This window comes from Andreprevotia sp. IGB-42, assembly GCF_009848685.1.
Taxonomy (GTDB): Bacteria; Pseudomonadota; Gammaproteobacteria; order Burkholderiales; family Chitinibacteraceae; genus Andreprevotia.
Genome location: NZ_WXTX01000017.1, coordinates 1 through 15,510, shown reverse-complemented (window position 1 = coordinate 15,510; position 15,510 = coordinate 1). Strand labels below are relative to the sequence as shown.

Annotated in this window: 12 protein-coding genes; 5 read left to right on the top strand and 7 right to left on the bottom strand. The window is 59.2% G+C overall.

Going from position 1 to position 15,510, the window contains the following annotated elements; genetic code table 11:
* Positions 1-220 precede the first annotated feature (220 nt).
* From IGB42_RS19635 to IGB42_RS19610, 6 genes are read right to left on the bottom strand one after another with little or no spacing between them, the layout of a single operon-like run.
* Positions 221-733 (bottom strand): protein-tyrosine phosphatase family protein, encoded by a 513-nt coding sequence (locus tag IGB42_RS19635; protein ID WP_159674915.1) that lies wholly within the window; start codon positions 731-733, stop codon positions 221-223.
* Positions 730-1,278 (bottom strand): RNA 2'-phosphotransferase, encoded by a 549-nt coding sequence (locus IGB42_RS19630; protein ID WP_174764241.1) that lies wholly within the window; start codon positions 1,276-1,278, stop codon positions 730-732. The genes IGB42_RS19635 and IGB42_RS19630 overlap by 4 nt, the downstream gene beginning before the upstream one ends.
* A gap of 34 nt (positions 1,279-1,312) precedes the next feature.
* Entirely contained in the window at positions 1,313-2,347 is a 1,035-nt protein-coding gene (locus IGB42_RS19625) for a bifunctional nicotinamide-nucleotide adenylyltransferase/Nudix hydroxylase (protein ID WP_236822655.1), read from the bottom strand.
* Positions 2,347-4,080: an NAD+ synthase gene (locus tag IGB42_RS19620; RefSeq protein ID WP_159674913.1), complete on the bottom strand. Its 1,734-nt coding sequence runs from the start codon at positions 4,078-4,080 to the stop codon at positions 2,347-2,349. The genes IGB42_RS19625 and IGB42_RS19620 overlap by 1 nt, the downstream gene beginning before the upstream one ends.
* Before the next feature lie 18 nt (positions 4,081-4,098).
* Positions 4,099-5,307 carry a nicotinate phosphoribosyltransferase gene (gene pncB / locus IGB42_RS19615; protein ID WP_159674911.1) on the bottom strand — a complete coding sequence of 403 codons (1,209 nt, stop codon included), beginning with the start codon at positions 5,305-5,307 and terminating at the stop codon, positions 4,099-4,101.
* Positions 5,308-5,335: 28 nt separating this feature from the next.
* Positions 5,336-6,148 carry a hypothetical protein gene (locus IGB42_RS19610; protein WP_159674909.1) on the bottom strand — a complete coding sequence of 271 codons (813 nt, stop codon included), beginning with the start codon at positions 6,146-6,148 and terminating at the stop codon, positions 5,336-5,338.
* 210 nt (positions 6,149-6,358) lie between these two features.
* Here IGB42_RS19610 and IGB42_RS19605 point away from each other — a divergent pair, with 210 nt between their 5' ends.
* The 5 genes from IGB42_RS19605 (at position 6,359) to IGB42_RS19585 (ending at position 12,385) form a co-directional block, all read left to right on the top strand.
* Positions 6,359-7,006, top strand: coding sequence for an NUDIX hydrolase (locus IGB42_RS19605; RefSeq protein ID WP_201800019.1), 648 nt, complete (start codon positions 6,359-6,361; stop codon positions 7,004-7,006).
* Between the two features lie 7 nt (positions 7,007-7,013).
* A complete protein-coding gene (locus IGB42_RS19600) occupies positions 7,014-7,937 on the top strand; it encodes an ADP-ribosylglycohydrolase family protein (protein WP_159674905.1) in 924 nt (307 codons plus the stop codon).
* Between the two features lie 5 nt (positions 7,938-7,942).
* Positions 7,943-8,503, top strand: a complete 561-nt coding sequence (gene pnuC / locus IGB42_RS19595) for a nicotinamide riboside transporter PnuC (protein ID WP_159674903.1) — start codon at positions 7,943-7,945, stop codon at positions 8,501-8,503.
* Entirely contained in the window at positions 8,500-9,546 is a 1,047-nt protein-coding gene (locus tag IGB42_RS19590; protein WP_201800018.1) for an AAA family ATPase, read from the top strand. Before pnuC ends, IGB42_RS19590 begins: the two co-directional genes overlap by 4 nt.
* 481 nt (positions 9,547-10,027) lie before the next feature.
* Complete coding sequence (locus IGB42_RS19585) at positions 10,028-12,385, top strand: glycosyl hydrolase family 18 protein (RefSeq protein ID WP_159674901.1); 2,358 nt, start codon at positions 10,028-10,030, stop codon at positions 12,383-12,385.
* Positions 12,386-12,500: 115 nt separating this feature from the next.
* Here the strand turns inward: IGB42_RS19585 and IGB42_RS19580 are convergent, their stop codons facing one another.
* Positions 12,501-15,161 (bottom strand): site-2 protease family protein, encoded by a 2,661-nt coding sequence (locus IGB42_RS19580; protein WP_159674899.1) that lies wholly within the window; start codon positions 15,159-15,161, stop codon positions 12,501-12,503.
* Positions 15,162-15,510: the final 349 nt, after the last annotated feature.

Here is a 15,510-nt window from a genome sequence, read left to right as displayed (position 1 = left end):
AGCATAGGCGGCGACTGAAACCTACCCGGCAAGCAAATTTGCAACAAGCAATCCAATCCATTATTTGACAAAGAAAGTCAGCGAAATTGCCATTCACCAAGATGCTGCTCAGTGCACGGCAAACTGGCTGACACGGCCGCTTGCCATCTCCACGCACAGCACGCGCCCCTGCTGATCGAATATCAGGCAGGCATCGTCCATGGCCCGCAACTGGCATGCGCTACCAGCGGGCCAGTCGATCTTTGCACGCACTATCCCGTCGTGTCGGCTGATCAATCGCCATGGCATTTCGCTTGCAACCGCGCCCAGCAGTATCGAGCGCTGCCAACGCCTGCTGTGGCGACATGCCTTGTTCGATCAGGTGGCAGGCGATCACCGTACCGGTGCGCCCGATGCCGCCCCAGCAATGCACATAGACGATTTGACCGTGCAGCAGCGCCCTGTGGATGGTGGCCAGAATGGCTTGCATCTGTTCGCGGCCATTCGGTACCGATTTATCCTTGATGGCAAAGCGGTGATGCGTGAGAGGACGGGACGAAACGGCTGCGTGCAGCATCTGTGCATAGGGTGCCAGTTCGCCCTCTTCCGTCAGATCGATGAAGCAACTGACTCCGGCATCCAGATACGCCTGCAGCTTGGCTTGCGAGCTGGCGTCGTCGGCATTGCGCGGGTATTCGCCTGCCAGCAACCGGCCGGGCTCTACCCAATAGCAGTCGGGATTGGGCCGCTTCATGCAATGGCATCGGCAAAGTCGATAAAGGCAGCCGGGATATGATCCGCCAGCCACACGCCATTTTCCGAGCGGTAGAAATGTATGCCGGTTTCGGCCAGCGCTGCCGCACGCACTGGCAGGATGATGACCACCCCATGCCGCGCTCCAACATTGCGGGCAGTATCAACGGTAGCGGACAGATGCACATGCTGGCGTGAACGCGGCAGCAGGCCTTCGACACGGATTGATTCGACAAACCGAGTGGCAGTGCCGTGATAAAGCGTGTCCGGCGGCGTGATGGGCTGCAGGCCCAGATCGACCGCAACGGAATGCCCCTGGTTGGCGCGGATGCGCCCGGGTGTTTCATCCAGCGCAAAGCGCTGCTTGTCGTTGCTGATGACCAGTTCGCGGATGAGCGCATGCGTGAGCACGGTACCGTTTTGCGCCGCGCAAGCGATCAGCGCATCGACATCGGCCCAGCCGTTTTCATCCAGCGTGAGGCCGATGCTGTCAGGCCGGTGGCGCAATACATAACTGAGGAATTTACTGGTTTTTTCCAGCTCCATTTTTATTCTCTTTCAATGGCGATACAGACCTGGTTCAGGCCGTATCAAATAAATGCAAAAAGCGGTCGAGGATCATCAGGTGATCTTCGAACAGGGTGCTTTCCATGGCGACAAGCTGCTGCACCGGCATCCACTGCGCGCTGGCGGCGTCATCTGCGGCGGTGATGGCGGGCAACTGCGCCAATGGCAGCTTGAAGTAAAACGCATGCGATAGCGTGCGGCCGCGCAGGCTGCGGTCCGGGTGATCGAACAGCGCCTGATCGGCACATGCGCTGCGCAATGCAGCCGGCGTAACGTCAAGGCGGGTTTCTTCGTTCAGCTCGCGCACTGCCGCATCGAACACGCGCTCGTGCTGGTCGAGAAAACCGCCGGGCAGCGCCCAGTTGCCACGGCCGGGCTGGCCGGCGCGCCGGATCAGCAAGACGTGGCCGCAGCAATGCACGACGGCATCGACAGTGACGAAAACCGGCGGATACGGCGCGGCAGACCATACTTGCCGGTAATGCTGCAGGTAGCGGTATTCCGCCTGCAGATCGGCAAAGGCAGTACTGCCGGCAAATTGCTGCAGGAAAGACACCAATGCCGCCGGCAGTTGCGTAGCGATGGCAGCCGTATCGCCACCGACCTCAAACCACTGGCGGCGTAGATCGGCGGCGTTGAGCTGGCCAAAACTGGCTTGATGCACCAGCGGCCAGGCGGGGAAATCGCCCAGGTAGCTGGACGATGCATCCTTGAAGTGCCCGAACAGGCCGACGCTTGCAACGGCCGGCACAACGGCGGCCACCGCCTGCTGCACCGCAGCCACCCAGCGCTGGCCGTCGTAGTAATCACGCACGCCAACAAACCGGATATCCGCCACGCGGCTGGCATCCCACGCGGCAAGCGCGGCGGTGATCATGGCCTTGCGCTCATCAAAGCTGAACGGGTTCTTGCTGCTGCGCGCAGCGCCTGCGGAACCCAGCACCAGCACTACCTTGCCGGCCAGTGACAACGCCTGTTGCAGCATGGCCAGGTGGCCGTTGTGGAAAGGCTGGAAGCGGCCGATGTAAACCAGCGTATCGGTTTGCACTATGCCCCCTGGCCTTGCGTTGCGTATTGCGCGGCGATGGGCATTTGCCGGCCATTGCCGAACGCGCGGTTGCGCACGCGGATGATGGGTGGGGCCTGACGGCGCTTGAATTCGGACTTGGCAACGAGGCCCAGAATGCGGCTGATGGTGGCTTGCTCGCCCGCGGCCTGCAGATCGGCCACGAATGCATTGGCAGTGGCGTATTCATCCGCGCGCAGGCGCGTGCCTTCGATATGCAGCTTGAGGATTTCATCGAGCACCGGATACGGCGGCAGGCTGTCGGTATCGCGTTGGCCTTCCGATAGCTCGGCAGAGGGCTCCTTGTCGATGATCACTTGCGGAATCAGCGCGCGGCCGTGGCGGGCATTGAAGTGCCGTGCCAGCGCGAACACCTCTGTCTTGTACAGATCGCCGATGATGTTGAGGCCACCGTTGGTATCGCCATACAACGTGCAATAGCCGACGGAAATCTCCGATTTGTTGCCGGTGGTCAGCAGCAGATGGCCGAAGTGATTGGAGTACTCCATCAGGATGGTGCCGCGGATGCGCGCCTGCAGGTTTTCCACCGTCAGCCGGGATGGCGCGGCGCCAAAATCGCGCTCGAAGCTGCTGCGGTAGCCGCCAACCAGATCGGCAATCGGATGCTCCAGCAACTGCACACCCAGATTGCGGCACAGATCGACCGAATCCCCCACACTGCCGGCGCTGGAATACTGCGATGGCATGGTGATGCCGCAGACGTTTTCTGCCCCCAGCGCATCGGCAGCCAGCGCCAGCGTGAGTGCGCTGTCGATGCCGCCGGAGCTCCCGATCACCACCTTGGTGAAGCCGATCTTGGCCGCGTAGTCACGCAGGCCCAGCACGATCTGCCGGTAATAGAATTCGCTGTCTGCCAGCGTTTGCGTCACGGCACTGGCAAGCGGCTGGCCGTTATCGGCGAAATGGCCGGGCAGCACTGCGCTGCCGGCGATGAAATCCACCTGCTGCACAGCGGGTTCGAACAGCGGCAGTTGCTTGACGATACCGTGCTGCGGATGGGCAACAAACGAGGCGCCGTCGAACACGATCTGGTCGTTGGCGCCCACCTGGTTCACATACACCAGCGGCACGTTCCAGTGCTGGCTGATGCCGGCAAACAGCTCATCGCGCTGCGCCAGCTTGCCGACGTTGGACGGGCTGGCATTGATGCTGACGATGAGCGCGGCCCCGGCCGCCACCACGCCCTGCACCGGATCGATGGCGTAATCGGCGCCGCTGTTGTTCCAGGCATCTTCGCAGATCACGAAGCCGATCTTTACCCTGCCCACGGTCAGCAATGCGGGCTGGCTGGGGCCGGGTTCAAAGTGGCGGCGCTCGTCGAAGATGTTGTAGGTAGGCAGCAGTTGCTTGTGATACTGCAGCGCGATTGCGCCGTGCTGCAGCACCAGCAGGCTGTTGTGCAGCGGCTTGCCGATACCGCTGTTGCGGGTAACGGCGCCAATCACCAGCGCGGCAGACGTACCGCGCGAGATGGCCAGCACCTCATCCAGCGCTACTTGCTGGCGGGCAAGGAAATCGGGCTCCTCCACCATATCCTGTGGGTAGTAGCCGGACAGGCACAGCTCGGAAAAAACGATCAGGTCTGCGCCCGCGGCAGTGGTGACAGCAGCGCGGATCTGCGCGAGGTTGCCGGCAAAATCGCACAGTTTGTAGTTGAGCTGTGCCATGGCGATCTTGAGGGTGTGTTTACTCATGATTTGCCCTTCATTGCCTTACTGGCGTTCGATCTTGAATACATCACACAGATAGTTGAGGAAGTTTTCGTCCTCGCACATGCCCTTGCCGGGGGTATCGCTGACCTTGGCCACCGGCTGGCCGTTGCAAGACACCAGCTTCATCACGATCTGCAGTGGCTCCTGCCCGCAATCGTTGGATAGATCGGTACCGATGCCGAAGCCGGTGCGCGCGCGGTCGGCAAAGCGGCGGTATAGCGCAATGGCGCGCTCCAGGTTGAGACCGTCGCTGAACACCAGTTGCTTGGTGCTGGGGTCGATTTTCATCTTCTGGTAGTGGGCGATGATTTTCTCGCCCCACTCGAATGGATCCCCCGAATCGTGGCGTACGCCATCGAACAGCTTGCAGAAATAGAGATCGAAATCACGCAGGAAGGCATCGGTGCCCACCACATCGGTCAGCGCAATGCCAAGGTCGCCGCGGTACTCGCGCACCCAGTGCTCCAGCGCGTTCTTCTGGAAATCCCGCAGGCGGGAGCCAAAGCACTGGAACGCCTGCAGGTACTCGTGCGCCATGGTGCCGATGGGCGTAAGGCCATGGCGCTTGGCCAGCAGCACGTTGCTGGTGCCCCGCATGAAATGACCGACATCGCGCGCCAGCGTTTGCACCATTTCTTCATGCCAGGTGCGCGAGTAACGGCGGCGGGTACCGAAATCGAAAAACACGAACGGAAAGCGATGCAATGGCTGATCGCCCAGCTGCTGCAATTGCGCCACCTTGGCCGCCAGCCTGGCGCGGCCGGTAGCCAGCGCGGGCGCTTGCGGAAACTGGCGGAAATACACTTCGTTGACGATGGCCAGCAGATAGATCTCGAACAGCATGCAGTGGAGCATCGGCCCCTTCACGCGGATATCCAGATCATCCGGCCGCCCTGCCGCCACCGATACGGTAATGAAGCGCCGCTGCAACTGGAACAGCCGCAGGAAATCGACGAAATCCGATTTGATGAAGCGCAGGCTGCCCAAGTAGGCGAGCTCGTCATCGGCAAAGCGCAACTGGCACAGGTGATCGAGCTGCGCTTCGATTTCGTCCTTGAATGAAGATAACGGCGTGGCCGGGCGATTGCGGCACTTGAATGCGTATTCGGACTGCGTTTCAGGCTGGTGATGCAGGATTTCCTGCATCATGGTGAACTTGTAGAGATCGGTATCGAGCAATGACTCGATCACGGGTACGAATTGGGTCATGATTTCAATCCAAGTGGTCGTAAGTACTTTATTTCACATACGCGACGACATTGGATATGCGCATCCCGCGCGCCACCATTTCGTCGATAAAGATTTGGCCCAATGCCTCAAAACCAGCCACCGGACTGGTGCAGTCGGTCAACAGTATCAGCTTGTGCACATTGGCTTCGCCCAATTGCTCGGCCAGATCGCGCACCGTACTCGCCACACAATGTGACAGCGCTTCACCGCCAATCAGAATGGTATCGGCTTGTGCCAGTTGGGCGATCCAGCGAGGATCGGGCAGCGTGCGCGGGTCATCGGCATCGGGCACTTCGGCCTGGATGGCCGAATAGTGCTCAGTCAGCGGATTGGTGCCTTTAACCACATAGTTCACCGCCTTCAGTTCGCGGCGGCTCCAGGCGGCGAGCTCATCGGCCAACTGTTGCTGCACGTTGTGGCCCCAGCCACCGATCAGGCAGTGCTCCGGCCAGATGATGAGCTGATAACGGCCGCGCTGCGCCAACACCTGCACATAATTCAGACTGGCAGCTTGCAGGGCTGGATCGCTGGCCTTCCAGAGGCCTTCCTCTACATCGGCGACGCTGATCACAGTGAATGGCGTCGGGTTCCGGCCATTCTGATCACGCCACCACGCTGGATGCGCGATATCGAACGGGTTGTGCGAATCCAGCGTGACGTGAATGGCCGACAATGCATCCCCGTAATCCCTCACCAGCGTTGTTAGCCATTTCATATCGGTACTGGCACCCGGCACCGGCAACGCGGCGCCCGCAATATCGCAGAAGTCGTTTTGTGGATCGATGATCAAGAGCTGCACGTTTGCTTGCTGGCTGGCCATGGTGTTCTCCCGGTATGGGTGATGCGGTTAGGCCATCTTGGCAGACTTATATTTGATTTGCAACTAACAAGAAACGAAAGAAAAACAGCTGTTGCAAACGGGGAACGATCGGCATATCGCACAGGATCACGCACCTTTCTGCCAGCCTTGCTCTCGCTGCACACTTAGTTCTATTATCGAACTAACTAAAGGCCAGCCATGCAAGCACCGTTGATTGTTACTGTTGATATCGTCCTGTTCACACTCAGCGCAGGAGTGCTGAAGATCGTGCTGCTGCGGCGCGAGCACGACCCGTATGCGCAACAGCTGGCCTTGCCGGGCGGCTATATTCACCCGGAGGAAGACCGCGACAGCCTGGCAGCCGCCGAGCGCGTGCTGCGGCAAAAAACCGGCCTGATCTCCCCTTATCTGGAGCAGTTGTTCACCTTTACCGGCGGCGTGCGCGACCCGCGCGGCTGGTCTGCCAGCATTGCCTATTACGCATTGGTGCATGAAAGCGTGCTGATCAGTGATGACGAACATCGCTTCGAGCTGCTGCCGGTGGATGCACTGCCGGATTTACCGTTCGATCATCAGCGCATCACCACGCATGCGGTAAAACGGCTGCGGGACAAATCCACCTATTCCTCCCTGCCCTGCCATTTGCTGCCCGGGCAATTCACGCTGACCGAGCTGCAACATACCTATGAACAGGTGCTGGGCATCTCGCTCGACAAGAGCGTATTCCGCCGCAAGCTGGGCGAGATGGATTTTCTGGAAGCCATCCCGGATGCCATGCGCCTGGGCAAGCACCGCCCGGCGCAGTTATACCGGCTACGCGATGATGCGCGGCTGGCGTTGTTCAACAAGACCGTGTGAGAACCACATGCCCACAGAACTGGAACGATACCGCGGCTGCCTGCTGGGGCTGGCCTGCGGCGATGCGGTAGGCACTACGGTTGAATTCAGCCCGCGCGGCACGTTTGCACCTGTTACCGACATGGTAGGCGGGGGGCCGTTTGATCTGCCCGCCGGGGCGTGGACGGACGATTGCTCGATGGCACTGTGCTTGGTACACAGCTTGTTGCACCGCCATGGGTTCAATGCAGAAGACCAGATGAACCGCTACTGCAATTGGGCCAGCTATGGCTATATGAGCAGCACCGGTGAATGCTTTGATATCGGCATGACGGTGGCACGCGCATTGCAGCGCTATCGCAGCAGCGGCGATCCGTTCAGCGGTTCTATCGAGCCCGATACGGCAGGCAACGGTTCACTGATGCGGCTTGCCCCCGTTCCCATGTATTTCTTTGAAAACCCGGCGCAAGTCATTCGATATGCCGGGGAGAGCGCCAGGACCACACATGGCGCGGAAGAAGCCATCGAATGCACACGCCTGTTTGCAGCGCAATTGCGCGCGGGCCTTGCAGGTGAAAGCAAGGAAACCATACTGTTTGGCACCGGCTACAAGGCAATCGCCAAAAAAGTGGTCCCGCTCGCGGCGGGCGATTGGCGCGATAAGTCCATCAACGAAATACGTGGCAATGGTTATGTTGTTGATTCGCTGGAGGCCGCATTGTGGTGCTTCTGGCACACCACGGATTTTGAATCAGCCATTCTGGCCGCTGCGAACCTTGGGGATGATGCGGATACCACCGCTGCAATCTGCGGCCAGATTGCTGGCGCGCATTACGGCGTAAAGGCCATCCCGCTACACTGGCTATCCAGGCTGGTGATGGGAGAGGAAATCAGTCAATTGGCAATGCGCCTGTTCAACGAACGTTCTGCCGCCACCATCAACCCGGACTGAAACCCATGTTTTCCACCCCCGAACTCGCCGCCAGCATCAGCTATGCCGCATCCGTCTGGCTGGCGGCCCGCAATAATGTGCACACTTGGTGGATAGGGCTGCTCGGCTGTGTACTGTATGGCTGGGTGTTCTTCGAGGCCAAACTCTATGCCGATGTGACCTTGCAGGCGTTTTTCATCGTCAGCAGCATTCTGGGCTGGATCAACTGGGTGCGTGGCAGCCAAGGGGCGCCGACGCCGATACGGCGCACCTCCCGGCCACACGCTGTGGTAGTGGCGGGCCTGGCGATTGCTGTGGCCGTGGCCTATGCGACGATACTGCACCGCTTTACCGATGCGTGGTCGCCCTGGCTGGATTCGCTGGTGCTGACCTTCAGCGTGCTGGCACAATTTCTGTTGATGGGGCGACGGCTGGAAAACTGGTATGCATGGCTGCTGGTCAACACCATTGCAGTGCCGCTGTATGCCTCGCGGGGGCTGTATATCACTGCCGGGCTGTACCTGATTTTCTGGTTTAACGCGTGGTACGGCCTGTACCGCTGGCGCCGTGAGCTTGCGCTGCAATGATGACGCGCTTCCGGTACGGCTTGGTGGTGGGCAAGTTTGCACCGCTGCATGCGGGGCACGAACGCCTGCTGCATGCCGCGCAAGCGCAGTGCGAACAGCTATTCATCATCAGCTATACCCTGCCGGAGTTTGCCGGCCATGAACCGGAACGGCGCGAACAATGGCTGGCGGCACGCTTCCCCGCTGCCACGCGGTTGGTGGTAACGACAGGGAAAGTCTTGCAATGGCGCGCGGCCGGCCTGCAGATCGAACCATTTCCGCACAATGATGCGCCAGACGATGTGCACCGGCATTTCGTGGCGCAGCTTTGCCTGCACGTCCTGCACAATACGATGGATGCGGTGTTTACCGGCGAGGATTATGGCGATGGCTTTGCCGCAGTGTTGGCTGCCGATTTCAGCCAGCACCTGCGCGCGCCCCATGCCGTTGCCCATGTTTACCTGCCACGCCCGCAAGCACCGGACCGGGTTTCCGGCACCTTGCTGCGCCAGGACATCCATGCGCACCGCCAGCATCTTGCGCCCGAGGTATACGGTGATTTCATTGGCCGAATCTGCCTGCTGGGCGGTGAATCATCCGGCAAGAGCACGCTGAGCGCCGCGCTAGCCGTCCACCTGGGCACCACGTATGTGGCGGAATATGGCCGTACACTGTGGGAAGAAAAAGCCGGAGACCTGCGTTATGAAGATCTGCTGCTGATCGCACAAACGCAAATCCGGCATGAAGAAGCGGCCAGCCGGCGAGCACACCGCTACGTGGTATGCGATACCTCGCCACTGACCACGCTGTTCTATTGCCTGCACTACTTCGGCCAGGCCGAGGCTGCGCTGTTCGAGCTGGCCTTGCGCCCGTATGCGTTGGTGGTGCTATGCGCGGCAGATTTCCCCTTCGTGCAGGATGGCACCCGCCAAGGCGATGCATTCCGGCAGTTGCAGCATGCGTGGTACCAGCGTGAGTTGGCCGAACGCGGCATCCCTTATGTGCAAGTGACCGGTGACGTGGCAAGCCGTCTGGCGCAGCTGGATGCATTGCTGGGGCGCTGAGCATACCGCCCCCTACCCGCCCATGTATTCTGCTTTGCAATGATCCAATGCAAGCCAGCGCGGGGGCATCCCATTGCAGATTTTGTCTGAATCCCGTTCCAGCCCGGCAATCGGGGGCTGAAACAACACCTGCCACTCACAGTGGTGGCCTGCTGGAAAGCATTCGGTATTGGTAAGCAAGTTTATGCGGCAATCGTAAAAATTCTTCTTTGAATCCCGATGGGCAGCGCATGCACGACCCCATGCGACTCATTACCCAGGAAAGGCATTTTGTTTTTGTCGAGCGGCGCCAATCATTTCCCCTTGTAAACTGACAACAACAAACACCCGGATAAGCATGTAATTAAATTCGTGCATTGTTGAGCTTGTTGTTGCGTTTCGTGCCTGCTCCATATACTCGATCAGCCCCGCTGCATTGATAGCGCGGCAGATAAAAACGGATTGACAGCATAGCTCGCACAACGATCCACGGGGAGACCACATGAACGCAGGAAGAACGCGATGGGCGCTGCTTGCAATACTGGCCGCCGGGCTGATGCTGGCTGCAGGCGCACAGGCAGCAACATGGCAAGCTGGCGCCAGCTATCCGGCAGCAGCGAAAGTCGAGTTTGATGGCAAGCAATACGCTGCGTTGCAGGCCACGCAGGCAAACAGTGGTGTCAACCCTGCGAGCGCACCGGGCTTGTGGCAGTTGGTAGAAGCAGCACAGTTACCGGCAACCTCAACCGCCGCGCCGCTGGAATACAAAAAGGTAGCGTATTACGTATCCTGGGCGATGTACCGTGATTACTCGCCGCTATCGATTCCTGCAGAAAAACTCACCCATATCAATTACGCTTTTGCCAATATCGTCGATGGCAAAGTGGTGTTGGGTGATCGCTGGTCGGACGAAAAGAACTTTCCGGATTTGCTGCGGCTGAAGCGGAAACACCCGCATCTGAAAACACTGATTTCGATTGGCGGCGCGGCCTGGTCCAAGGATTTTTCGACCATTGCGCTGACTGAAGCCAACCGCAGCGTGTTTGCCGACAGCGTGGTTGCGTTTATCCGCAAATATGGCTTTGATGGCGCGGATATCGATTGGGAATTCCCTACCCATTATGGCTGGCCGGGCAACACCATGCGCGCGGAAGACCCGGCCAATTTTCCATTGCTGTTCAAGACCGTGCGGGCGCGGCTGGATGAAGCCGGCAAGGCCGACGGCAAGCCCTACCTGCTGACGCTGGCCACCGAGGTGAACCCGCACAACCTGCCCAAGATCAACTGGCAGGCGGTACTGCAATCGGCGGACTGGCTGAACGTGATGACCTACGAATATGCCGGGGCATGGAACCTGGATAGCGGCCATATCGCCCCGCTGTATGCCGATGCCGCCAACCCGGGCCCGAATGCCGGTATCTTCAACATTGCCAATTCGATCAAGACGTATCTGTCGCTGGGCGTGGCGCCAGAGAAGCTGGTGATGGGGTTCGAGCTACCGGGCCATATCTGGACCGGCTGCCCGGCCAGCAATAACGGCATGTATGTGCATTGCACCGGCATGGGCGCAGGCACCTGGAAAGGCGATACCGAGGGCAACCTGGATTATCAGGATTTGAAAGCCAACTACATCAACAAGAACGGCTATACACGCTACTGGTCTGACAGCGCCAAGGTGCCGTATCTGTACAACGCGGCCAAGCAGGCATCGATCAGCTACGAAGACCCGCAATCGATTGCAACCAAGGTGGCTTTCCTGAAGGAAAACCGGCTGGGCGGCGCAATGATCTGGGAGATCACTGCCGACCGTGATCAGGATTTGCTGAAGATCATTCACGATGGCCTGAGCATCAGCCCGATGGATTACGTGCGGACCGCCGGCAAGGTGGCGCTGGAGAAAACGAGCGCGCAGCATGGCTGGCCGGGCGTGTACTTTGACGGCCGCTTCAGTGGCAGCAGCATCGGGGTCAAATTCAACGATACGCTCAACCATTATGACGTGCTGGTGGACGGCAAACTGGCTGCCGACGTGATCAAGCCGGGCAACACCACGGTGTGGGTGAAAAACCTGCAGCCCGGCGAGCACACGGTACGTGTGGCACGCCGTACCGAAGCGCCGGATTACGTAGCGCGCTTTCTGGGCTTTGTGGCTGCGGAAGATGGCAAGCTGCTGGCACCGCCCGCAGCGGCAGCGCGGCAGATGGAATTCATCGGTGATTCATACACGGTGGGCTATGGCAGCCGCAGTGCCGGGCGCGAATGCACGCCACAGCAGATTTTTGCCACCACCGATGCCACACGCAGCTTTGGCGCAATCACAGCACAACACTATGGCGCAGATTTCCAGATCAACGGCTACTCCGGCTTGGGGATGATCCGCAACTTCGATGGCGCATTGGCCCCAACCCATTACCGCAGCTATTACGATCTGGCACTGCCCGGCACACCCGGCAGCACCTGGGTACGCCCGGCGAGCTGGAAACCGCAAGTGGTGGTGATCGGCCTTGGCATCAACGATTTCTCACGCCCGGTAAAAACCGGCGAAGCATGGACTGCTGCGACGCGCAAGCAGCAGTACAAGGCGGCCTACCACGCCTTTCTGGCCAAACTGCGCCAGCAATACGGCCCGCAAACGCTGCTGATCCCCAGTGCCACACCAATCTGGCAAGCCGATGACTTCATCCCCGCGGTAAAGGAAGTGGTGGCCGAAGCACAAGCTGCTGGCGACAAACAGGTGCGCTACTTTGAATATGGCGGGCTGGATGCGCTGGGTTGTGAATGGCACCCATCCGCCAAAGACCACGAGCTGATTGCCGCACAATTGCAGAAGCTACTGGAGGAGGAAAAGCTGGCCTGGTAATGCCATTGCAGCGTTTGCATCAACAACGCCCCAAGTTCGGGGCATTGTTGATCCGGCATTGCCCCATTCAGGCTGGCTTTGAATCACATGCAGCGCGCCTGCCGTCAATTTGCGATCAATGCGTTGCCGTGCCAGCGCAGCGAGCGGCCATCATCATGATGGCCGGCCCGACTGCCTTGCCCGCTACAGCCTGCGGGCAGAGTTCTTTCAGCGTTTTGAATAACGCCCCGGTACGGGCCTGTTGCCATGGCGCGCTATCGCGATAGGTTTCATGCTCCTGGAACAGCCGACATTCCCAGTCGGTTTTGCCAAGCAAAGCACGTGCCTCTGCAGTCTGGCCGTTGGCTGCCAGCGCATACGCCATATCGGCCGGCAACCGCAAATGTGGCCGCACATAACCGACGCCCAACAGGCGCTGGCTCAAGCGGGGTGGCTTGGGGTGGCTATAGGCGGCATTGCCCATAGTGGCCAAGCCGGTGGCTTTGTCGCCAGACAATAACTGCAGCCATGCCAGATCCAGATCAGCATTGAATCGCCGCCACGGCTTGGGCTGGGCGTTCCCAAACTGCCTGATCTGGTGCTGCAGTTGCTGCGCTTTGCCGTATTGCTGGTGGGCGATATGGAACCAGGTGAGTTTGCTGCCAACCAAGTCATAAGCATCCGGGTCACGTTTGACTTCAGCCCTGCCCAGCAAATCCACCAGCATGCTTTGCGCTGCGGGGCTATCGCCAGCCAGGTCTTTGGCATGTGCCAGCGCAATGCGCGTATCCAGCGTTGCCAAAAGCCGGCCGGGCGCGAGGTGCTCGATGTTGGCAAGGGCAGCCTGCAATGTCTGCACCTGCTGGGCTGGCTCCTGGCCATAGGAAGCGGTGGCATATTGCAGCTCCATCTGGACCAGCACATCACGCCCGTTGAACTCGCCCTGTTTGCCCGAGGCGAGAATGGCATCGAGCGCGGCGACACGTTCAGACACCGGCGACCCTGCAACCTGATCCACCGCCAGATCAACCTGACGGGGATCATCTGCCGGCAGCTTGGCCGCTATTTTCGCCAGTTGCTGATGCCGGTCGCGCCATTTGGCCGGCTCAAGATCGTAGTTGTCTTCTTCATCTTCGAAATAGGCATCGAACTCCCGCTGCAGCTGGGTACGCTGCCTGGGCGCTGGCTGTTCGGTAAATTGTGGAACATCAGTGCGCGTCCACATCGCATCGTAAACGGCCCAGGCGGCAACGCTCCATGGTGCGATCAGCAACAGTACGATGGCGCAGCTTTCCCACCAGCGCGCGGTATGGACCTTGTGGCTGGCCAGTACCCCGCGCACCAGCGCATTGAGCTTGGCAAAGGGTTGCTGCGGCGCCAATTGGCGGGCGTGGGTAAACAGCTTCAGTAGCTGGGCATCTTCCGGCTGGTTGCGGTCAGCCATGCGCATCAGCTGTACCTGCCGCCATTGCTGCCGGATGCCCAGCAGCAGGAATACTGGTAATACCCACAACAGCGGCGCCTGCAGGAACCGTGCAGCAACCGCCATACCGATGGCGCTGAGCAAGGTGAATGCCAGCCTGGCCCAAGGCCAGCGCTGCAGCAGGGCCAGCTCGACCAGGCGACCACCATCGAGCGGTGTAACCGGCAGCAAATTGAACAGATTGATGAACACCGCCATGCTGGCCACCAGGTGCCAGTTCACCGCTGGCAATGCTTGCTGGACCGGGCCCAGCGTCAGCAACAAGACCACCCCAGCAATCAGCCCCGGCAACGGTCCGGCCAGATACATGACGGCCTGCTTCCACGCTGCCACCGACTTGGGCTGCCCGGTAACCACCGCGCCCAGGAAAGGCAGGAAGAACATCTTCACATCACCGTAACCAAACAGGCGCATTGCCAGCGCATGGCCTGCCTCGTGCACCAACAGGATGATGATCAACGCCAAACCGGTCTGCCAGTTGGCGTACAGTGCCCAGCCCAGCAACGCCACCAGGCCAGTGCCAAGCAATAGCAGCAGATTCAAATAAGGCCGATTGCCCCGCAACAGCTGCAGCTCGGCCAATTGCATCGAGCAACAGGTATAAAACTCAGGGATGTGCGGGCTACCGGACAATGCAGATAGATAGGGTTTGGCCATTTTCCGGCGTACGCGCGCAGTATTCCACGCCATGCGCCACGCCTGCCTGACGGTATAAAACCATGCACCAGCACGCTGCACCAGCATGCCTGCTGCAACGCGTGCGGGAAAGGCATCCTGCCATTGTTGCAGCGCAAGCCGGCAGATTTCTTCATCATCGGGCCGTTTCAGCGAACGCCCCTCCAGCCTTGCCAGGTGCGCTTGCCAATGTGCTTGCAAGCTATCGGCATACGGGTCTGCAGCCTCGATCCCCGCCGGATGTGTTGCCAGCAAATGCAGCAACCGGTTATGGGTAAGCAGTGCAGTACCCTCTGCAGTAAAACTACAAAATGTAACCGGATAGCTGCCGCCATGGCCAAGGCTGAACATCAGCGAAGCGAATGCAATCTGATTTTCATGCCGAAAAAGCACCCAGCGCCGCGACAGGCTGGCCAGCGAAAATGACCCGTGCCGGACGATGCTGAAGCCAAGCGCAGCCAACTCATCCACAGCAACCTGTTCGTCGGCCTGCTGCACGAGGGGCTGATCATCGATTTGCGTGATGCACGGGTACTCAACCACCTGCAGCAGGTTATAAAACAGCACCAGCAAAAGCGGTAGCGGCGTAAACAGCAGGGCGATGAATAGCCATGGCAACAATTCGATCAGATCATTCATATCAATTCAACTTGGGTTGGGGCGCGGCAACTTGGGAAGCAGGATCAAGCATAGCGTAAAGGGTGGCGTTGAAGTCACCGAAAAATCCGGTTTAACGCAAAACAAAAAATAGGCAAAAAATAGGGGAAAAAAAGAAAAAAATAGACAAAAATAGGGGACAGACCACGTTTTATGGTCTATTTTTCCAGTGAGCTCACTTACTCGAATGTCCTATGCCACGTCGCGCCCGTGTTTATCTACCCGGTTTCCCACTGCATCTGATCCATCGGGGTAATAATTGTCAGGCTTGTTTCTTTGCCGATGAAGATTATCTTGTCTATCTGGAATGGCTAAAAGACTATGCAGGGAA